The sequence below is a fragment of the Aeromonas crassostreae genome, from assembly GCF_054052445.1.
On sequence record NZ_JBSTYM010000001.1, the window covers coordinates 151,756 to 172,066 of the forward strand.

Below are 20,311 nucleotides of genomic sequence, written 5' to 3' on the forward strand. Positions count from 1 at the left end.
TGCTCTCGACTTGGCCTAGGGTAGTGGTGTTAGTTTACGTAAACGTAAACCCGTCTGTAAACTCTCGGCACGCAATAGTTGATGGGAGGCGTGTATGTCGCCTCCCCGAGGAAACGCGGGATAAGGAGTGGTCGAATGAAGCTGCTGGTAGCAGTCAAACGGGTCGTCGATTACAACGTCAGGATCCGGGTCAAGAGCGATGGCTCCGATGTGGAGCTGGCCAACGTCAAGATGGGGATCAACCCGTTTTGCGAGATAGCGGTGGAGCAGGGGGTGAGGCTGCGGGAAGCCGGGGTGGCGAGCGAACTGGTGGTGGTGACCCTGGGGCCGGAGGCGGCGGCGGAGCAGCTGCGCCATGCCCTGGCCCTGGGGGCCGATCGGGCGCTGCATTATGTCACCGACGAGCGGCTCGAGCCGCTGACCGTGGCCCGGGCGCTGCAAGGGATCTGCGAGCGGGAGCGGCCGGATCTGGTGCTGCTGGGCAAGCAGTCCATCGACTCCGACAACAACCAGGTCGGCCAGATGCTGGCGGCCCTCACCGACTGGCCGCTGGCCACCTTCGCCTCGGCCATGGCATTCGACGGGGAGGAGATGCAGGTGACCCGGGAGGTGGACGGGGGCCTGGAGACCCTCGCCATGGGACTGCCCGCCGTGGTGACGGTGGACTTGCGCCTCAACGAGCCGCGCTTTGTCTCCCTGCCCAACATCATGAAGGCCAAGCGCAAGCCGATTGAGAGCGCGCCCTTTGCGGCGCTTGGGGTCGAGCCCGCCGGTCAGACCCGGCTGCTCGGGGTCATGGCGCCGCCGCCAAGGCGCGCCGGCATCCGGGTCGGCTCGGTGGACGAGCTGGTGGACAAACTCAAGCACGAGGCGAAGGTACTGGGATGAGCACACTGATCATTGCGCAGCAAACACAAGGCCCCCTGACTGCCAGCACGGCGCGCCTGGTGGGGGCAGCAGGCCTCCTGGGGGGGGAGATCCACCTGTTGCTGATCGGCCAGAATCCCGGCCAGGGCGCCGAAGAGGCGGCCCGCCTGCAAGGGGTATCGCGGGTGCTGCTGGCGGAGCTGGCAGAGGCGTGGTGCGACGGCCTGGATGGGCCCCTCGCGGCCTTGGCCCGGGATTATCACCATGTGATGATGGCGGCGGGCACCGCGGCCAAGGATCTGCTGCCCCGGGTGGCGGCGCGGCTGGGGATGGAGATGCTCTCCGAGGTGACCGCCATCGAGGGAGCCGATACCTTCGTGCGCCCCATCTATGCGGGCAATGCCCTGGCCCGGGTGCAGAGCAGTGCCCCCATCAAGCTGATGACGCTGCGGGCCAGCAGCTTCGGCGCGGCGCCGCAGGGCGCAGAGAGCGCGCCGATAGAGACGCTGCCCCCCCTTGCCATCGCGGCGCGCACCCGGTTTGTCTCCCGCCAGGCGGTGGTGTCGAGCCGCCCCGAGCTTGGCAACGCCCGGGTGGTGGTCTCCGGGGGCAGGGCCCTGGGCTCGAAAGCGCAGTTCGCGTTGATCGAGGCCCTGGCGGACAAGCTGGGGGGGGCGGTCGGCGCCTCCCGGGCCGCGGTGGATGCGGGATTTGTCGGCAACGATCTGCAGGTGGGTCAGACCGGCAAGGTGGTCGCTCCCGAGCTCTACATCGCCGTCGGCATCTCGGGGGCCATCCAGCATCTGGCGGGCATGAAGGAGTCCAGGGTGATCGTCGCCATCAACAAGGATGGCGAGGCTCCCATCTTCCAGGTTGCCGATTACGGCCTGGTGGGGGACCTGTTCACCCTGCTGCCCGAGCTGACCGCCAAGATCTAGCCGCCCGGGCGTATTGGCCAGGCAAGGGGGGGCTTCCCCGGCTCTCCTCGCCTGGCCCCAGCCCCAGCCGGGGAGCCCCCGGCCGGCGCGGCGCCATGACATTTCCTCCACCCGGCCCGGGGCAGGGGGCGCAAAACCTTGACCCAGCTCCCAAAAAGCCTTTGCCGAAGGGGCGCTGTTTCGTGTAAAAACGAGGGAGTCTTCCACTCTTTACCACCTCACGGAAAGTGTCATGAGCAAACAGGTTTACAACTTCTGCGCCGGCCCAGCCATGTTGCCGGTCGAAGTCATGGCGCGCGCTCAGCGCGAATTTTGTAATTTCCAGGGATTGGGTGCCTCTGTCATGGAGCTTTCCCACCGCGGCAAACCCTTTATGGCGGTGGCCGAGAAGGCCGAGGCCGACTTGCGCGAGCTGCTCGCCATTCCCGCCAACTACAAGGTGCTCTTCATGCACGGCGGTGGCCGCGGCCAGTTCTCCGCCGTGCCCATGAACCTGCTGGGGGGGGCCAACAAGAAAGCGGATTACCTGCTGACCGGGGTCTGGGCCCAGAGCGCCGTGGACGAGGCCCACAAGTATGGCGACATCCTGACCCATGCCGGCGTGGCCAAGACGGCGGAGGGAGTGAGCCAGCTGCTGCCGACCCCGGCGTTTCGCAGCGATGCCGCCTATGTTCACTACTGCCCGAACGAAACCATCGATGGCATAGAGATGTTCGACATCCCGGCCACGGGGGACGTGCCTTTGGTGGCGGATCTCTCCTCCACCATCCTCTCGCGCCCCGTGGACGTGAGCCGCTTCGGCGTGCTCTACGCCGGCGCCCAGAAGAACATAGGCCCCTCTGGCCTGGCCATCGCCATCGTGCGGGACGACTTGCTGGCCCAGGCCAGGAGCGACGTGCCCGCGGTGTTTGACTATGCCCTGACCGCCAAGCACGACTCCATGTTCAACACCCCGCCCACCTACGCCTGGTACCTGGCCGGTCTGGTGTTCGAGTGGCTCAAAGAGCAGGGAGGGCTTGGCGAGATAGAGGCGCGCAACCGCGCCAAGGCCGAGCTGCTCTACGGCTACATTGACGACTCCAGCTTCTACGCCAACCAGGTGGACTTGGCCTGCCGCTCGCGCATGAACGTGCCGTTCCAGCTCAAGGATGACCGTCTGGACAAGCTGTTCCTGGCCGAATCCGAGGCCGCCGGTCTGCTGGCGCTCAAGGGGCACCGCATCGTCGGCGGCATGCGCGCCAGCCTCTACAACGCCATGCCTCTGGCCGGGGTCGAGGCGCTGGTGAGCTTCATGGAGCGTTTCGCCAAGCAGCACGGTTGAGTGCAAGGGGCATGCCCCTTGCTGCCGCGTCCCGGGCGTGGCAGAGGCCAGTTCTATGGGCGGCGCTCCTCGGGGCGCCGCCTCGTTTCACTTTGACACCCTCCCTGCGGGCCGGCGAGGAGAGGGGGCAAGCAAGAGCCTTGCCCTCCTTGCCCTTGGCTGTTAACGTCCGGGCAGGTGTTTTTTGATATCGGTACAGGAAGGCTATGAATTCGTTGCGTTTGGAACCTATTGCTCGGGTCGAGGGGGTGGTCAATCTGCCCGGCTCCAAGAGCGTGTCTAACCGGGCCCTGCTGCTGGCGGCGCTGGCGCGGGGCACCACCCGCCTCACCAACCTGCTCGACAGCGATGACATTCGCCACATGCTGGCGGCGCTGACCCAGCTCGGGGTCAAGTACAAGCTCTCCGCCGACAAGACGGTATGCGAGGTGCAAGGACTGGGCCGCAGCTTCGCGGTGAGTGAGCCTGTCACCCTGTTTCTCGGCAACGCCGGCACCGCCATGCGCCCCCTGTGCGCCGCCCTGTGCCTGGGTTCCGGCGAATACATGCTGACCGGCGAGCCGCGCATGGAAGAGCGCCCCATCGGCCATCTGGTGGATGCCCTGCGCGAGGCCGGTGCCCATGTGCAATACCTCAAGCGCGATGGCTTCCCGCCGCTGGCCATCGATGCCAAGGGGCTGTGGGGCGGCGACGTACACGTCGACGGCTCCGTCTCCAGCCAGTTCCTCACCGCCTTCCTGATGGCGGCCCCCATGGCGGCCGGCGATACCCGCATCCACATCAAGGGTGAACTGGTCTCCAAGCCCTACATCGACATCACACTGCACATCATGAAGCAGTTTGGCGTGGTGATAGAGCACGACAACTACCAGATCTTCTACATCCAGGGCAACCAGACCTATGTCAGCCCGGGTGACTTCCTGGTGGAGGGTGACGCCTCCAGCGCCTCCTATTTCCTCGCGGCGGGTGCCATCAAGGGCAAGGTGCGGGTGACCGGGATCGGCAAGCACAGCATCCAGGGCGACATTCACTTCGCCGACGTGCTGGAGAAGATGGGGGCCCGCATCACCTGGGGCGACGACTTCATCGAGGCCGAGCAGGCCCCCCTGCACGGCATCGACATGGACATGAACCAGATCCCGGATGCGGCCATGACCATCGCCACCACGGCCCTGTTTGCCGAAGGGCCCACCGCCATTCGCAACATCTACAACTGGCGGGTGAAGGAGACGGATCGCCTGCACGCCATGGCAACCGAGCTGCGCAAGCTGGGTGTGGAGGTGGAGGAGGGGCACGACTTCATCCAGGTGACGCCGCCGGCCCGGTTGCACCATGCCGAGATCGACACCTACAACGATCACCGCATCGCCATGTGCTTCTCCCTGGTGGCCCTGTCGGATACCCCGGTGACCATCAATGATCCGGGTTGCACCTCCAAGACCTTCCCCGATTATTTCGACAAGCTGGCCAGCATCAGCCAGGATGCCTGAGGCATCTCCTGATGGCGCAGTCTGATCACGACCCGTCGAGGCCCGCACCCAGCGGGCCTTTTTGATCTCGCCTCTCCCTAGCAGCATTCCTGTAACATGCAATCATTGACCTAAAAATATTTTATTAAGGGATGTAATTTTCTATTTACACCCCTGGGCCCCTCGGGCTAGATTGGTGCAAGCAATGTGTCTAGCCAAGCAGGAAGCCGAAGTATGCAGCATCAAACCGATGACGTTCGTATCAGTGAAATCAAAGAGTTATTACCCCCGGTTGCGGTGCTTGAGAAGTTTCCGGCGACCGAGGCGGCCGTCTCCACCGTATTTGAATCCCGTCAGGCCATCCACCAGATCCTGTCCGGCGAAGATCAGCGCCTGCTGGTGGTGATCGGTCCCTGCTCCATCCATGATCCGGTCGCCGCCGTCGAATACGGCAAGCGCCTCAAGGCGCTGCGCGAGCAGTACAAGGATCAGCTGGAAATCGTGATGCGGGTCTACTTCGAGAAGCCGCGCACTACGGTGGGCTGGAAGGGGCTGATCAACGATCCCCATCTGGACAACAGCTTCAAGATCAACGACGGCCTGCGCATCGGTCGCAAGCTGCTGCTCGAGCTCAACGATCTGGGCATGCCGACCGCCTCCGAGTTCCTCGACATGATCACCCCGCAATACGTGGCGGATCTGATGAGCTGGGGCGCCATCGGTGCCCGCACCACCGAATCCCAGGTACACCGCGAGCTGGCCTCCGGCCTCTCCTGCCCGGTGGGCTTCAAGAACGGCACAGACGGCACCATCAAGGTGGCGATTGACGCCATCGGCGCCGCCAGCGCGCCCCACCACTTCCTGTCGGTGACCAAGTACGGTCACTCCGCCATCGTCTCCACCGCCGGCAACCCGGACTGCCATATCATACTGCGCGGCGGCCGTGAGCCTAACTACAGCGCCGCCCACGTGGACGAGGTGGTGAAAGGGCTGGACAAGGCGGGTCTGCCCCAGAAGGTGATGATCGACTTCAGCCACGCCAACAGCAGCAAGCAGTTCAAGAACCAGATGCGGGTGGCCGAGGATGTGGCGGGCCAGATCCGCGCCGGCAGCAAGGCGGTGTTCGGCGTCATGGTGGAGAGCCATCTGGTGGAAGGACGTCAGGATCTGGTGGAAGGGTGCCAGCTCACCTTCGGTCAGAGCATCACGGACGCCTGCATCGGCTGGGACGACACCGAGACCCTGCTGCGTACCCTGGCCGAGGCGGTGGCCGAGCGCAACGCCCTCTGATGACAGCCTGAAGCCAGTGAAAAAGCGCGACCCGGTCGCGCTTTTTTGTGGGCATCGTGGCGCTGCCCCCCCGATCGGATCAGCGGCGATAGGTCTTGAGCAGGGCCTCCAGGGCCTGGCACTGGCTGGCCAAGCGCGTGCTGGCGAGGCTGGCCTCATGGGCCTGGCCGAGGGTGTCGTTCGACCGGCTTCGGATCTCATGGACGGCGCCGTCCACCTCCTGACAGACCCTGTCCTGCTCCTCGGCCGATTGCGCCATCTGGGCATTGAGATCATTGATGCTGGCGATCCGGGTGATGATGGCCTGCATCGCCGTCAGGGTATCCTCCGTCTTGCCTATGCTCTCCTTCGCCTTGACCCTGGCATCCCCTATCACGGCCACCGCGCTCTGGGCCTCCTGCAACAGGGCGGCTATCATGCCGGCAATCTCCTCGCTGGCGCTGCGGCTGCGGCTGGAGAGGGCACGCACCTCCTCGGCCACCACGGCGAAGCCGCGCCCCTGCTCCCCGGCCCGGGCCGCCTCGATGGCGGCGTTCAGGGCCAGCAGATTGGTCTGATCCGCGATCCCCTTGATCACCTCCAGCACCCCGTCCACGGCGAGGCAGCGGCTGTCGAGCTGCTGGATCACCGCATCGACCCTGGCTATCTCGGCCGCCATCTCGTCCATGTCCGTGATGGCATGGCGGGCGAGGCGGCTGGTGTGGGCCGCATCCTCGTTGGTGAGGGCGGAGAGCTCGGCGCTATGGCGGGCGTGCTCGCGCACCTCGTGGGAGCTGGCCGCCAGCTCGCTCACCGCCGTGGCGACCTGGACCGTCATCAGCTCCTGCTGGCGCGCCGCGTGCTCGGTACGTGCCGCCCCCTCGCGGATCTGATCCGAGCCCAGATAGAGCTGGGCGGTGGCCCCCTCTACCTCGGCCAGACTGAGGCGAAACCCCTGCACCATCTCATCGACCGCCCGGGTCATCTGGCCCAGCTCATCCTGGCTGTGGTTGACCAGGAGCAGGGAGAGGTCGCGCTCCCTGGCCATCTGCATCATGGTGCGCTGCAACCGGTTGATGGGGCCCTTGACGTGCCGTTGCAGCACCCACCACAGCAGCCCGAACCCCAGGCTGAACACTGCCCCCAGGCAGCCGCTCAGCAGCCAGTTGTTGTGGCGGATCTCGGCAAAGATATGGCTCAGGTCATAGCTGATGCGCACGGCCCCCATGACGGTACCCTCGGCCACCTGATGGCAGGTGAGGCACTGGGTACCGCGATACTCCTGATAGGCCTTGAAGGGTTTGACGAGGGTGAGCTGCTTCTCCTGCTGGATCAGCACCGTCTCCCCCTGCTCGATGGCGCGCCTGTCCAGATCATCTTCTATCTGCTGATCGCCGTGACCCGGGCCAAACAGCTGGCTGATGGCGGGGGCGCGGATCAAACGCGCCTGGGTGATGCCGGTCTCGCTCTTGATCTTGGTCTGCACCAGGGCCCGATTGGCAATGACCCCCGTCACCATCATGACGTTGAGCTGATCCATGTAGCTGTTGGCCATGCTCTGCACCTTCTCGTCGGCCAGGCGCAGGGCGAGATCCCGCTGCAGCCAGGCGGAGAGCTCGAAGCTGAGGGTGAAGCTGGCCCCTATCACCAGGGCCAGGGGGAGAAAGATTTTCCAGTTGAGGGAGAGGTTTTTCATGGGTAACCGGATCCGTGCGGCAGAAAGGGGGGAGCCGAGCGGGCGGCTTGCCCGTCGGTGATGGTTCTCTATCGGCACACATTACCGCATCTTTAGTAAGGATTCTGTTAACGGGATCCAGCCGTGGCGTTAACCACGGGTAGCCAGGTGTGGTGATTGATCTTCAGTTGATCTGGCGCAAGTCATCGCATTGTTGATAGTAATTATCATTAGCATAAACACCATATTGGCAGACCCCCGATGAGACTGACATCCACCATGACGGGGCGTTCCACCCCGGATCCCCTCACGTTCGCCTTCACCGCCAAGACCTCGGCCCATGCCAGCCGGGGCGCCGCCGTCCCCCTGATGCTGGACGACGCCGGCTGGCGAGCCTGGTGGCAGCGGCCGAGCGAGGCTCAGGAGCGGGCGCTCTATATCCATGTCCCGTTTTGCCGCAAGCGCTGCAGTTTTTGCAACTTCTTCGAAAACGGCGCCAATCCGGCGCGCATGAGCCGCTATATGGCGGCCCTGTGCGACAGCCTGCAACGGGCCGCCGAGTCCCCCTTTGGCCAGAGTCGGCCTTTCTCGGCGGTCTATGTGGGGGGCGGCACCCCGACCGACATGGTGGCGGCGGATCTCGCCCGCCTGGCCCATGCCATACAGCGTTTTCCCCTGACCGCGGATGCGGAGCTGACCCTGGAGGGGCGGCTCAACGGCTTTGATGACGAGAAGTGGCAGACGGCCCTGGCGGGTGGCTTCAACCGCTTCTCGTTCGGGGTGCAGAGTTTTGATACCCGCGTGCGCCAGCAGGCGGCCCGCTTCGATGACAGGGAGACGGTGTTGGCCCGGCTGGCGGCGCTGACCCGCCACAACGAGGCGGTGATCGTGGCGGATCTCATCTTCGGTCTGCCGGGGCAGGATGATGCCCTGTGGCGCCAAGACATCGCGGATGTGATGGCGAGCGGGGTGCACGGGGTGGATCTCTACCAGCTCATCCCCATGCAGGGCACCCATCTGGATCGGGCGCAGGAGAAGGGCCGGCTCGGCTGGGCCGCCGATGGTCAGCAGCGGGCGGCCATGTATGCCTATGGCGCCCACACCCTGGAGCAGGGGGGTTGGCAGCGACTCTCCTGCAGCCACTGGCGGCGCACCGATGCCGAGCAGAGCCGCTACAACCAGATGGCCAAGTGGGGCGCCGAGATCCTGCCCTTCGGCGCGGGGGCGGGGGGCAAGATTCACAGCCACGGCTTCATGTATGGCCGGGATCTGGCGTCCTGGCATGAGGCGCTGACCGCCGGCGTGCGTGCCCCCGGCATGGTGATGAGGCCCAATCCCAACGCGTCCATCGACGGCCTGCTGCGCGGTGGCCTCGATACCGGCTGGCTGGCCCTAGAGTGCTTGCCGCCCCCCTTGCGGGGGCATCTGTTACCGCTCTTTGAACGCTGGCAGCAGCATGGCCTGGCCGAGCTGATTGGGGAGATACTGGCGCTGACCCTGGCGGGGCGTTTCTGGAACGTCAATCTGCAGGTGGGCTTGTTCGAGTATCTGCAGGCAAATCCCCTGGAAGGGGAGGCGGCAACTCCCGCCGCTTATCCGGGCGGGACCAGGCATCATTCGCCGGTATAGCGGGCAGGGGCAAGAGGAGGAGGGAACGAAAGGGGGCCAGTTGAAGGCCCCCTTGTTTCGTCATGGGTTGTGCACTTCCTCCACCCGCACTCGCAGCCCCCCCTCTGCAAGCGTGGTGACCAGTTGCTGGCCAGGACTCACCTGGGCGGCGCGGCTTATCACCTCGCCACTTGGGGTGCGGGTGATGGAGTAACCCCGCCCCAGGGTGGCCAGCGGGCTGATGCCGTCGAGCCGGGCTCCCAGCATGGCGAGGCGGTGGGCGGCCAGATCCTGGCGCTTGCTCATCAGGGCATGGAGGCGCTCCTCGGCCAGCTGGTGACGGCGCTTGCCGGCGGCCAGCAGCTTCTCGGGGCTTCTGGCCTGCAGGCGCATGGCGAGGCCCGCCAGGCGCCGCTCCCCCTGGTGCAGGCGATCACGCAGGTACTGCTGCAAGCGGCGGTCGAGCTCGTCGAGGCGCTGGGATTGCTGCTCCAGCCGGCGCTTGGGATCCTGATGGTCGAGCCGCTTTTGCAGCAGGACGAAGCCATGGCGGGCGGCGGTCTGGCGCCGGGAGATGGCCTGCACCAGACGCTGCTTGAGGTGAACCAGGCGCTGGGCGCGGGCGCTTCTGTCCGGTGCCACCAGCTCGGCGGCGGCTGAGGGGGTGGGGGCGCGAAGGTCGGCGGCGAAGTCGCTGATGGTGACATCCACCTCGTGGCCCACGGCGCTCACGACGGGGATGGCGGAGTTGGCAATGGCCCGTGCCACCGCCTCCTCGTTGAAGCACCAGAGATCTTCGAGCGACCCGCCGCCGCGTCCGACGATGAGCACATCCACCTCGGCGCGGCGGTTGGCAAGCAGGATCGCCGAGACGATCTGGGCGGTGGCGGCGCTGCCCTGCACCTGGGTCGGGTAGATAAAAACGGGCAGGTCCGGGGCGCGGCGCTCAAGCACCGTCAGCATGTCGTGCAGGGCGGCGCCGGTGGCTGAGGTGACCAGCCCCACGGCGCGGGGTTCGCGGGGGAGCGGGCGCTTGCGGCCCTCGTCGAACAGCCCTTCGGCGCCGAGGCGGCGCTTGAGCTCCTCGAAGCGCAGGGCCAGCATGCCATCCCCGGCGGGCTGCATGGACTCGATGATGAGCTGGTAGTCGCCGCGGGGCTCATAGAGGGAGACCCGCGCCTGCACCAGCACCTGCATGCCATCTTGAGGCCGGAACGGCACCCGACGGTTGTTGCCTTTGAACATGGCGCAGCGCACCTGGGCCGACATGTCTTTCAAGGAAAAGTACCAGTGGCCCGAGCTTGGCATCGCCAGGTTGGAGAGCTCCCCAGTCAGCCACACCAGCCCCAGATCCTGCTCCAGGATCATGCGCACGGCGCTGTTGAGGCGGGTGACGGTGAAGATCTGCTGCTTGTTCTGGCTGGATTGGTCGAGGTGGTTCAAGGCTGGCCCTGCTGTGGTGTCCGCCGGGGCGGGGAAAACGATGGGGCACATCTTACCCCAGTTGCGTCCATCTGCCGAGCCATGGGGCCCGGCAGATGGAGCAGAGCCTAGGCTTGCGCCTTGGCTGCGACGGCTTTGGCAGGGCTGGTCACCAGCCAGACCGCGAGGCAGACCACGGCGCCGCCGAACACGAAGCCGCCGGTGAGGGTTTCCCCCAGCACCAGATAGCCCCACAGGATGCCGAAGGGGGGAATGAGGAAGGTGACAGTGAGGCTTCGCAGGGGGCCGATGTCGGCGATCAGCCTGAAATAGAGCAGATAGGCGAGGGCGGTGCAGAGAAAGCCAACCGCCAGCACGCTGGCCCAGACCCCAGGCTGGGCCCAGTCGACGGCGGGGCCGGTCGCCAGGGTGTAGCCGAAGAAGGGAAGCAGGAAGAGGACGGCCCCTATCTGGCTGCCAAAGGCCACCAGCTTGGCGTCCAGGCCGCCCCGCTCGCTGATCCAGCGCCTCGTCAGGAAGCCGGCGCAGCCATAGCAGGCGGTGGCGATGAGGCAGGCCAGCACCCCGATGGCCAGTTGGCCGCTCAGGTCGACCTCCCCGGTGGTGGTGATGAGGGCTATGCCCACCAGCCCCAGCATGACCCCGGCCCACTTGCGCAAGGTCAGCGCCTCGTGGAAGAAGGAGAAGCCGATGAGGGCTCCCATCAGGGGCGTGGTGGCGTTGAGGAGGGCGGAATACCCCGCGGGTAGCCAGAGGGCCGCCACGGCATACATGAGGAAGGGGACGCCGGAGTTGATGATGCCGAGCACCATGATGGATTTGAGCTTGCCCTGAAACTGCATGGGGGTGCGCAGCAGCAACAGCATGGCGGCGAGCCCGACCAGGGCGAAGAAGACCCGCAGGAAGGTGGTGTTGACCGAGCCGAAGGCCGGCGCCGCGATGCGCATGAACAAAAAGCTGGCACCCCAGATGGCCGCAAGCGCCAGCAGCCTGCCGTAATCCGATGGTCTCATGGTCTCTCCCTGAATGAACCGCCCTGCTGCCCGAGATGGCAAGGGGGCCTTGCATCATGGCGGCAAGCGCCACCGATGGCAACGGCGCCGTGCAGGAGGCCGGGGGCTGATCATGCGCCCCGATATGACCGCCGCGGGCGGCGCGCCTTGCTCTCCCCGATGGGGAACGTTCCCCTCACGCCCGCGCCAAGAAATGAAAGCGCTATCAATCACATACCGCCAATGGCGAGGTCGACCATGGTCACATTTTGCGCGCCTTGGCCATGAATTGGTCACTCGGGACTCTAGACTGGTCGGGCTCATCCGAAGGCGGGACTGTCGCGGATGGGGGCATGCCGGGGCACACAGGCATCACACACAACACAATGAAAATAAAGGACTATCAATGGCTAGATGGATACTCGCGGCCGGATTGTTGGGCACCCTGATCACGGCGCCGAGCACGGCGGCGGAATGGTTCTTCCGGGGCACCGCGAATGGATGGGCGGCGACCGCCATGACGTCGACGGACGGCGTCAATTTTGATACCTGCCAGCGCTTCGTGAGCGGGGACGCCAGCGGCGGCCCGCGCTTCAAGATAGACAGGTATGGCAACTGGCAGCAGAGCTACCCGGCTGCCGACTATGGGGTCAATGCCAACACGGCGTACCAGATCCGCATCAACGCCAGCACCCAGGCGGTAAGCGCGACGGCGGTGGCGAGTTGCGAGGCCTCGGGGTTTGCCAGCACCTTGGCGCAGCTCAACGTGCGCGGCACCTTCAACGGCTGGGACAGCCTCCCCATGACGTTGGTAGGGGATCACCTGTGGCAGGCCGAGGCCTATCTGGACGGTGGAGCCAACCAGCGCCTCAAGTTTGACCAGGCGGGCGACTGGGTCGCGAGCTTCGGCGACAGCAACGGTGACGGCGTGCTGGAGCAAAGTGGCGGCGACATCTTCTGGGGTGGCACCGGCACGGTGCGCATCCAGGTCAACGACCAGACCCTGGCCTACAGCATCGCGCCGCTTGGGGATGACAACCAGCCGCCGCTGGCGGTCATCACCCCGGGAGGCATCCTGAATGTCGCGGTGGGGGATGCGCTCACCCTGAGCGGCAGCGACTCCACGGATCCCGACGGCCAGATTGCCGGCTATCTGTGGAGCAGCGGCGAGACCACGGAGAGTATCAGCGTCAATACGGCTCAGGCGGGCACCTTCACCTATGGCCTGACGGTCACCGACGATCAGGGCGCCAAGGGCAGCAGCAGCGTGAGCGTGGTGGTCGGGGCAGGACAGAGCGGCGACAGCTGGTACTTCCGCGGCACGGCCAACAACTGGGGGCTCACCCCCATGACCAGCGAGGATGGCACCACCTTCTGCACCGAGCAGGCGTTTGGCAGCAACAACCCCCGCTTCAAGATTGACCACAAGGGGGACTTGACCGAAGCCTATCCGGCCCAGGATTACCTGGTCAGCGCCAACACCCGCTATCGCATCTGCTTTGACAGCCTGCGCAAGGCCATCGAGGTGGAGGCACTGGCCGGGGCGGATCTACAGGCCCCCACGGTGACGGCCACCCCGGCCCCGGGGAGCTATGTGGACAGCCAGTCCATCACCCTGGGGGTGAGCGACGATAACGACAGCGCCCCCGCCGTGCATTTCACCACGGACGGCAGCACCCCCACCACGGCGTCCCCCCTCTACGCCGGTCAGGCCATTCTCGCCAGCGACAAGGGCAGCGGCACCGATCTGGTGATCCGCACCCTCGCGGTGGACGAGAGCGGCAATCAGCACGAGCAGCGTTTCGAATACCGTATCAGCGAGCAGGGGGTGGCGAGCGGCGATTTTCGTGGCGAGAGCATCTACTTCCTGCTGACCGCCCGCTTCTACGATGGCGATGAGAGCAACAACTACCATAACCGGGATCGCTACAAGGCTGGGGACCCCCACTGGCGCGGCGACTTCAAGGGGCTCATCGAGAAGCTCGACTACATCAAGGATCTCGGCTTCACCGCCATCTGGGTGACGCCGCCGGTGGAGAACCGCTCCGGCCTCGACTATCACGGCTACCACGCCTACGACTTCTACCGGGTCGATCCCCGTCTGGAGTCGCCGGGGGCGGGTTACCGCGAGTTTATCCAGGCGGCCCACGCCAAGGGGCTCAAGGTGATCCAGGACGTGGTGATCAACCACTCGAGCCAGTACGGCCTGCGCGGCAAGACCTGGATCGATCGTCTGCCGGTCAAATACTACGTACCTGCGGGGTCGAGCCAGGGACTCATCGACAACGGCCCCTATCAGGGCAACCTCGGGGACTACGCCAGCGCCAACCGTTGTGACGACGACAACCCGGCGGCCCCCGACTGGTACAAGGCCCGCTGCCAGTCCGATCCGGCCGGCACCCAGCCCCTGGTGGACCCCAAGACCGGCGCCACCGTGCCGAGTGCGGGCTACAACCCCAACCGCTTCTTCGGCATCGATGCCCAGACCCTGGATCCCGCCTGGTATCACCTGGACGGCTTCATGTCCGGCGGTGACTGGGAGAGCCCGCTCGCCCTGCAGCGCAAGCACATGGCGGGGGATTGCATCGATCTCGCCACCGGCAACCAGAACGTCAAGGAGTACCTCAACGGCGCCATCCGCCAGTACCTCGACATGGGGGTGGACGCCATCCGCATCGATACCTTGAAGCACATCGAGCGGGACGAGCTGCTGACCTATGTCCACGACTGGCAGGCCCACAAGCCGGGGTTGTTCGTCTTTGGCGAGAACCTGGTCAAGGGCACCGGCTGGGGCTCGGAGTTGGCCAATGACAACGCCTCGGCGGTGATCCGCCCCTGGTGGTACACCCGCACCACGGCCAACCCGGCGGATCCCCGCGCAGGTGGGGATTCCGGCCTCTCGGTACTGGACTTCTCGCTGTTCTCCACCTTCCGTGACAACGTCACCCGGGGGAACTTTGGCGGGGTAGGGGGGATCTTCGCCATGGACTGGGTCTATGGGGATGCCACCAAACTCATCACCTTCTTCCAGAACCACGACGTGGGGCCGGACAATGACTTCAAGTACCGCTATGGCGGGGAAGAGGGCAATGCGGCCATGACCTACAACCTGCTCTGGACGGCGCGGGGCATCCCGACCCTCTACTACGGGGAGGAGGTGATGTTCCAGGCCGGCAAGCCCCAGGACATCGACGGGGCCACCATGACGGTGGATCAGACCGGTCGCGCCTACTTTGGGGAGGTGCTCGACAACCCTGCCACGCCGAGTCACCCGCTCTATCAGCACATCAAGCGCCTGAACCAGATCCGCAAGGCGGTGCCCGCCCTGCAGAAGGCGCCCATGAGCCAGGTGAACGAGTGGGGCAGCGGCATCAGCTTCGTGCGCGATCTTGGCGCCGAGGGCAGCTACGCCGCCGTGGGCCTCGCGGCCAACTCGGCCCAGCAGATAAGCCTGAGCGGCCTGAAGAACGGCACCTACACGGACGCGGTGACCGGCGCGAGCCAGAGCGTAAGCAACGGCAGCCTGAGCTTCGCGGTGCCCGCCTATTCGGCGCGGGTCTGGGTACTGAACGGCCCTGGCAAGGTGGGGGCTGACGGCAAATACCTCAAGTAAGGAAACCCTGTCACAGCGTGCAGCGAGTCGGCCTTGGGGCCGACTTTTTTATGCCATCACCTGCCTAATCTTGAGGGACTCTGGCTGCGGGTGAGCTGGTGGATGATTTGACTAGCGAACTAGCGAATTAGAGGGAAAGGGACTGGCGCCTCCCGTCGCCCGAGTCATTTCATGCTCTGCTCATTGCAGTGCTCACAGCAATGAGCAAAGCGGTGCCCTTGCCGCCTCTGCGCCGCGCCGCAAGGCAAACCCGCGCCACCCAATTGCTCTGTATTGGTGCATTTGCCCCGATGCGGTGCATGTCATCCACATCAGCTTCTGGATCCCGCCCCGAAGAAACAGGTCGCCTCGCCCCCGGGCACTCCCCGTTACAGGCATTATTCATGCTGCAAAGCGGCATCTTGTCGACATGATCAACCAAAAAGGCGAGCTGACAAGGGAGGAGGGCGACATGCTTTGGGATTAATCGGGCAAAGATGCTGGTCAGGCATGGGTGCTCCGCCCCGGGTTGGCATGTTCAACCTGTTCCTTGGTGATATTTCAGAATTTAAATTCGATTTTTGATGCTATCCCGGACTCTTGTTTTGATTGGCGCTCTTTTTGCTGTGTCTTGTCATCCCCATGATGGCGACATCAGGGGGCGGGGGTCGCAAGATTGGGGGCTGGAGGCGGCAAGGTGAACAGGCCGCCGCCATCAGCACCAACGCGGCCTGGTTGTCGGGCAATGGATGCCACCATCAAGTCGGGTTAAGGAGTCATATGGAAGGTGAAATGACCATGTCGTCCGGGCCGGCAGCCAAGGCCCTGGCCCACACCCTCAAGGACGATGTCTACGGCATGGTGCTCGGGGTCATGTTTATCGCCGTGGGGCTCAATCTGCTCAAGTGCTCCGGCATGATCACCGGCGGCATCGCGGGCATCGCCCTGCTGCTCGCCCACGTCAGCAGCCTGCCCATCGGGGTGCTCTTCTTCCTGGTGAACCTGCCCTTCATGGTGTTCTGCTACGTCACCATGGGGCGCGCCTTCACCCTCAAGACACTGATCGTCAACCTTGCCCTCTCGGCGGCCACCCAGGCGGTGCCGCTGCTGCTGACGGTGAGCTATGTCCATCCCCTGTTTTCCGCCCTGGTGGGGGGGACCTTTCTCGGCATGGGGGTCTTGTCTCTGGCGCGCCACAATGCCTCCGTGGGGGGCACCGGCGTGGTGACGCTCTGGCTGCAACGGCGCGCCGGTATCAATGCGGGAAAGAGCCAGATGGTGCTTGATGTGCTGGTGTTTGTATTCTCTCTGCTCACCCTGCCGCTCCCCCTGCTGCTCTGGTCCACCTTAAGCGCGCTGGCCATGAACGCCATGCTGATGAACTGGCACAAGCCGGGTCGCTATCAGGGAGGAGAGGGGTAGCGAGGGAGGGAGCCCCTCTCGCGGGAGACAGCCACACAGGGCGTCAGGCGAATATTTGTTCAGGGGCAAAAAGGATCCTTTTGTCGCGAAAAACGCCATGGTTAGGGTTGCATTGATGGGTATTTTAGCGGTTTGGCCGTCTAAAAACGGGCTATGCCATGAAAAATTCAAAAATACTTCTTTACCAACCGGGAAACCATGAGTAAAATTTGTCGGCAATATTTTACACCCCCACTCCTCAACGGTGAGATATTGCCATGCTCAGGATTGCCAAAGAAGCGCTGACCTTCGACGACGTACTGTTGGTTCCAGCCCACTCCACTGTTCTCCCCAATACCGCCGACCTGCGCACCCAGCTCACGTCTGCTATCTCCCTGAATATTCCGATGATTTCCGCTGCCATGGACACAGTGACCGAAGCCCGTCTGGCTATCGCACTGGCCCAGGAAGGCGGTATCGGCTTCATTCACAAGAACATGTCCATCGAGCAGCAGGCTGCCGAAGTGCGCAAGGTCAAGAAGTACGAGAGCGGCGTGGTCAGCGACCCCGTCACCGTGCGTCCCGACATGACCATCGCCCAGGTCAAGGAGCTGAGCCACAAGAACGGTTTCGCCGGTTACCCCGTGGTGACCGAGGGCAACCTGCTGGTGGGCATCATCACCGGCCGTGACGTGCGCTTCGTGATTGATCTCTCCCAGACCGTCGAGCAGATCATGACCCAGAAGGATCGTCTGGTGACCGTGCGCGAAGGCGCCCCTCGCGAAGAGGTGGTGGCTCTGATGCAAAAGCACCGCATCGAGAAGGTGCTGGTGGTCAACGGCGACTTCAAGCTCAAGGGCATGATCACCGTCAAGGACTTCCAGAAGGCCGAGCGCAAGCCCAACGCCTGTAAAGACGACAAGGGCCGCCTGCGGGTCGGTGCCGCCGTCGGTGCCGGTGCCGGTAACGAAGAGCGCGTCGCCGCCCTGGTGGAAGCCGGTGTGGACGTGCTGCTGATTGACTCCTCCCATGGCCACTCCCAGGGCGTGCTGGATCGCATCAAGGCGACCCGTGATGCCTATCCGGATCTGCAGATCATCGGCGGCAACGTCGCCACCGCCGCCGGTGCCAAGGCGCTGGTCGCCGCCGGCGTTAATGCGGTCAAGGTCGGCATCGGCCCGGGCTCCATCTGTACTACCCGTATCGTGACCGGCGTGGGCGTGCCCCAGATCACCGCCATCTCCGACGCCGTTGACGCCCTGGAAGGCACCGGCGTGCCGGTGATTGCCGATGGCGGCATCCGCTTCTCCGGCGATGTGGCCAAGGCCATCGCCGCGGGCGCCAGCTGCGTCATGGTGGGCTCCATGTTCGCCGGTACCGAAGAGGCGCCGGGCGAGATCGAGCTCTACCAGGGCCGCTCCTTCAAGTCCTACCGCGGCATGGGGTCCCTCGGCGCCATGTCCAAGGGCTCCAGCGATCGCTACTTCCAGACCGACAACGCCGCCGACAAGCTGGTGCCGGAAGGGATCGAAGGGCGCGTCCCCTACAAGGGCCGCCTCAAAGAGATCATCCACCAGCAGATGGGCGGCCTGCGCTCCTCCATGGGCCTGACCGGCTGCGCCACCATCGACGAGATGCGTACCAAGGCCGAGTTCGTGCGCATCTCCGGCGCCGGGATGAAAGAGTCCCACGTCCATGACGTGACTATTACCAAAGAAGCCCCCAACTACCGGATGGGCTGATGAAACGGGGCTGCGGCCCCGTTTCTCCATGATTTTTTATCCCCACGCTTTTTGTGACAACATCAGCCTGATGCAGGAATAAAATGACTAAAAATATTCACGATCACCGTATCCTGATCCTGGATTTCGGTTCCCAGTACACCCAGCTCATCGCCCGCCGTGTCCGTGAAATCGGCGTCTACTGCGAGCTGTGGGCCTGGGATGTGACCGAAGAGCAGATCCGCGAATTCAATCCCAACGGCATCATCCTCTCCGGCGGCCCGGAATCCGTGACCGAGGCCGGCAGCCCGCGCGCCCCCGAGTACGTGTTCAACGCCGGGGTGCCGGTGTTTGGCATCTGCTACGGCATGCAGACCATGGCCGAGCAGCTCGGCGGCAAGGTGCAGTCTTCCACCGAACGTGAATTCGGCTATGCCCAGGTCGAAGTGCTGGGTCAATCCGGCCAGACCAGCGCCCTCTTGCGCAACATCGAAGACGCCATCGCCCCCAACGGCAATGCCCTGCTGGATGTCTGGATGAGCCACGGCGACAAGGTCACCGAGATCCCGGCGGGTTTCACCACCATCGCCCAGACCGGCACCTGTCCCCACGCCGCCATGGCCGACGAGACCAAGCGCTTCTACGGCGTGCAGTTCCACCCGGAAGTGACCCACACCCGTCAGGGTGCCCGCATGCTGGAGCACTTCGTCAAAGACGTCTGCGGCTGCCAATGCCTCTGGACCCCGGCCACCATCATCGACGACGCCGTTGCCCGCATCCGCGAGCAGGTGGGTGACGACGAGGTGATCCTGGGCCTCTCCGGCGGCGTGGACTCCTCCGTGGTCGCCATGCTGGTACACCGCGCCATCGGCGATCGCCTGACCTGCGTCTTCGTCGACAACGGCCTGCTGCGCCTGAACGAAGGCGAGCAGGTGATGGAGATGTTCGGCGATCATTTCGGCCTCAAGATCATCAAGGTCGATGCCGAAGAGCGCTTCCTCGGAGCCCTCGCTGGCATCGACGAGCCGGAAGCCAAGCGCAAGACCATAGGTCGCGTCTTCGTGGAAGTGTTTGACGACGAAGCGAAAAAGCTGAAAAACGCCAAGTGGCTGGCGCAAGGCACCATCTACCCGGATGTCATCGAATCCGCCGCCAGCGCCACCGGCAAGGCCCATGTCATCAAGTCTCACCACAACGTCGGCGGCCTGCCGGAAGAGATGAAGATGGGTCTGGTGGAGCCCCTGCGCGAGCTGTTCAAGGACGAAGTGCGCCGTGTCGGCCTCGAGCTCGGCCTGCCCTACGACATGCTCTACCGTCACCCCTTCCCGGGCCCGGGTCTGGGTGTGCGCGTCCTTGGCGAGGTGAAGAAAGAGTACTGCGATCTGCTGCGCAAGGCTGACGCCATCTTCATCGAAGAGCTGCGCAAGGCCGACCTCTACAACCAGGTCAGCCAGGCGTTCGCCGTCTTCCTGCCGGTGCGCTCCGTCGGCGTCATGGGCGATGGCCGCAAGTACGATTGGGTCATCGCGCTGCGCGCCGTCGAGACCATCGACTTCATGACCGCTCACTGGGCCCATCTGCCGTACGACTTCCTCGGCCACGTGTCGAACCGCATCATCAACGAGATCAACGGCATCTCCCGCGTGGTGTACGACGTCTCCGGCAAGCCGCCCGCAACCATCGAATGGGAATAAGCGGCTAACGCCTCTCCCTGCGATCACGCAAAACTGTCAAAAAGGCGCCCTTGAGGCGCCTTTTCTTTTTCCAATCGTTTGCGAGAAAATTTTGCCCCTGGCGCAGGGGGTGAGGGCTCTGTTGCCAACGTTGTCGTGGAGAGTGCCCGAGTCGATCGGCGGAGTGTCTCGGACTTGCAAGAACGCGTTGCATTGGTGCCTTGCTATGGCGTTGCTAGTGGGACCCTAGGTGTATTTCATCACAAATTTGTTGATGTCCGACCTGAGGCTTGTGGAAGGTGCTTCAAGTCCAGGAGCGCTTGCTGTCACGCAGTTGGTGGA

The 20,311-nt window shown here is 64.3% G+C and carries 13 protein-coding genes; 10 read left to right on the forward strand and 3 right to left on the reverse strand.

What is annotated here, in order from left to right; translation table 11 throughout:
- Window positions 1–135: 135 nt before the first annotated feature.
- From ACW5W4_RS00665 to aroG, 5 genes are all read left to right on the forward strand, one after another.
- Complete coding sequence (locus ACW5W4_RS00665; protein WP_456688057.1) at window positions 136–888, forward strand: electron transfer flavoprotein subunit beta/FixA family protein; 753 nt, start codon at window positions 136–138, stop codon at window positions 886–888.
- Complete coding sequence (locus ACW5W4_RS00670; RefSeq protein WP_456688058.1) at window positions 885–1,805, forward strand: electron transfer flavoprotein subunit alpha/FixB family protein; 921 nt, start codon at window positions 885–887, stop codon at window positions 1,803–1,805. Before ACW5W4_RS00665 ends, ACW5W4_RS00670 begins: the two co-directional genes overlap by 4 nt.
- A 232-nt stretch (window positions 1,806–2,037) precedes the next feature.
- Window positions 2,038–3,126, forward strand: coding sequence for a 3-phosphoserine/phosphohydroxythreonine transaminase (gene serC / locus ACW5W4_RS00675; protein ID WP_456688059.1), 1,089 nt, complete (start codon window positions 2,038–2,040; stop codon window positions 3,124–3,126).
- Window positions 3,127–3,332: 206 nt separating this feature from the next.
- Window positions 3,333–4,616, forward strand: a complete 1,284-nt coding sequence (gene aroA, locus ACW5W4_RS00680) for a 3-phosphoshikimate 1-carboxyvinyltransferase (protein WP_456688060.1) — start codon at window positions 3,333–3,335, stop codon at window positions 4,614–4,616.
- Window positions 4,617–4,829: 213 nt separating this feature from the next.
- Entirely contained in the window at window positions 4,830–5,885 is a 1,056-nt protein-coding gene (aroG, locus tag ACW5W4_RS00685; RefSeq protein ID WP_456688061.1) for a 3-deoxy-7-phosphoheptulonate synthase AroG, read from the forward strand.
- 79 nt (window positions 5,886–5,964) lie between these two features.
- Here aroG and ACW5W4_RS00690 read toward each other — a convergent pair whose 3' ends face one another.
- Window positions 5,965–7,560, reverse strand: coding sequence for a methyl-accepting chemotaxis protein (locus ACW5W4_RS00690; protein ID WP_456688062.1), 1,596 nt, complete (start codon window positions 7,558–7,560; stop codon window positions 5,965–5,967).
- A 240-nt stretch (window positions 7,561–7,800) separates the two neighbouring features.
- On the opposite strand from ACW5W4_RS00690, the gene hutW reads away from it, so the two are divergent.
- Window positions 7,801–9,168: a heme anaerobic degradation radical SAM methyltransferase ChuW/HutW gene (gene hutW / locus ACW5W4_RS00695; RefSeq protein ID WP_456688063.1), complete on the forward strand. Its 1,368-nt coding sequence runs from the start codon at window positions 7,801–7,803 to the stop codon at window positions 9,166–9,168.
- 60 nt (window positions 9,169–9,228) lie between these two features.
- Here hutW and xseA read toward each other — a convergent pair whose 3' ends face one another.
- Both xseA and ACW5W4_RS00705 read right to left on the reverse strand, forming a co-directional pair.
- A complete protein-coding gene (xseA, locus tag ACW5W4_RS00700) occupies window positions 9,229–10,590 on the reverse strand; it encodes an exodeoxyribonuclease VII large subunit (RefSeq protein ID WP_456688064.1) in 1,362 nt (453 codons plus the stop codon).
- A 107-nt stretch (window positions 10,591–10,697) separates the two neighbouring features.
- A complete protein-coding gene (locus ACW5W4_RS00705; protein ID WP_456688065.1) occupies window positions 10,698–11,603 on the reverse strand; it encodes a DMT family transporter in 906 nt (301 codons plus the stop codon).
- 385 nt (window positions 11,604–11,988) lie between these two features.
- Between ACW5W4_RS00705 and ACW5W4_RS00710 the strand changes: the two genes are divergently transcribed.
- From ACW5W4_RS00710 to guaA, 4 genes are all read left to right on the forward strand, one after another.
- Window positions 11,989–15,195, forward strand: coding sequence for an alpha-amylase family glycosyl hydrolase (locus ACW5W4_RS00710; protein WP_456688066.1), 3,207 nt, complete (start codon window positions 11,989–11,991; stop codon window positions 15,193–15,195).
- A 759-nt stretch (window positions 15,196–15,954) separates the two neighbouring features.
- Window positions 15,955–16,596, forward strand: a complete 642-nt coding sequence (locus ACW5W4_RS00715; protein ID WP_456688067.1) for a YitT family protein — start codon at window positions 15,955–15,957, stop codon at window positions 16,594–16,596.
- A gap of 257 nt (window positions 16,597–16,853) precedes the next feature.
- Window positions 16,854–18,317: an IMP dehydrogenase gene (guaB, locus tag ACW5W4_RS00720; RefSeq protein ID WP_408816579.1), complete on the forward strand. Its 1,464-nt coding sequence runs from the start codon at window positions 16,854–16,856 to the stop codon at window positions 18,315–18,317.
- Between the two features lie 83 nt (window positions 18,318–18,400).
- Window positions 18,401–19,990 carry a glutamine-hydrolyzing GMP synthase gene (gene guaA / locus ACW5W4_RS00725; RefSeq protein WP_456688068.1) on the forward strand — a complete coding sequence of 530 codons (1,590 nt, stop codon included), beginning with the start codon at window positions 18,401–18,403 and terminating at the stop codon, window positions 19,988–19,990.
- Window positions 19,991–20,311: the final 321 nt, after the last annotated feature.

Bases quoted from the DNA above. Each gene is read 5' to 3' on its own strand.
- ACW5W4_RS00665 (WP_456688057.1), top strand. From the start codon at position 136: ATGAAGCTGCTGGTAGCAGTCAAACGGGTCGTCGATTACAACGTCAGG.
- ACW5W4_RS00670 (WP_456688058.1), top strand. From the start codon at position 885: ATGAGCACACTGATCATTGCGCAGCAAACACAAGGCCCCCTGACTGCC.
- serC (WP_456688059.1), top strand. From the start codon at position 2,038: ATGAGCAAACAGGTTTACAACTTCTGCGCCGGCCCAGCCATGTTGCCG.
- aroA (WP_456688060.1), top strand. From the start codon at position 3,333: ATGAATTCGTTGCGTTTGGAACCTATTGCTCGGGTCGAGGGGGTGGTC.
- aroG (WP_456688061.1), top strand. From the start codon at position 4,830: ATGCAGCATCAAACCGATGACGTTCGTATCAGTGAAATCAAAGAGTTA.
- ACW5W4_RS00690 (WP_456688062.1), bottom strand. From the start codon at position 7,560: ATGAAAAACCTCTCCCTCAACTGGAAAATCTTTCTCCCCCTGGCCCTG.
- hutW (WP_456688063.1), top strand. From the start codon at position 7,801: ATGAGACTGACATCCACCATGACGGGGCGTTCCACCCCGGATCCCCTC.
- ACW5W4_RS00705 (WP_456688065.1), bottom strand. From the start codon at position 11,603: ATGAGACCATCGGATTACGGCAGGCTGCTGGCGCTTGCGGCCATCTGG.
- ACW5W4_RS00710 (WP_456688066.1), top strand. From the start codon at position 11,989: ATGGCTAGATGGATACTCGCGGCCGGATTGTTGGGCACCCTGATCACG.
- ACW5W4_RS00715 (WP_456688067.1), top strand. From the start codon at position 15,955: ATGGAAGGTGAAATGACCATGTCGTCCGGGCCGGCAGCCAAGGCCCTG.
- guaB (WP_408816579.1), top strand. From the start codon at position 16,854: ATGCTCAGGATTGCCAAAGAAGCGCTGACCTTCGACGACGTACTGTTG.
- guaA (WP_456688068.1), top strand. From the start codon at position 18,401: ATGACTAAAAATATTCACGATCACCGTATCCTGATCCTGGATTTCGGT.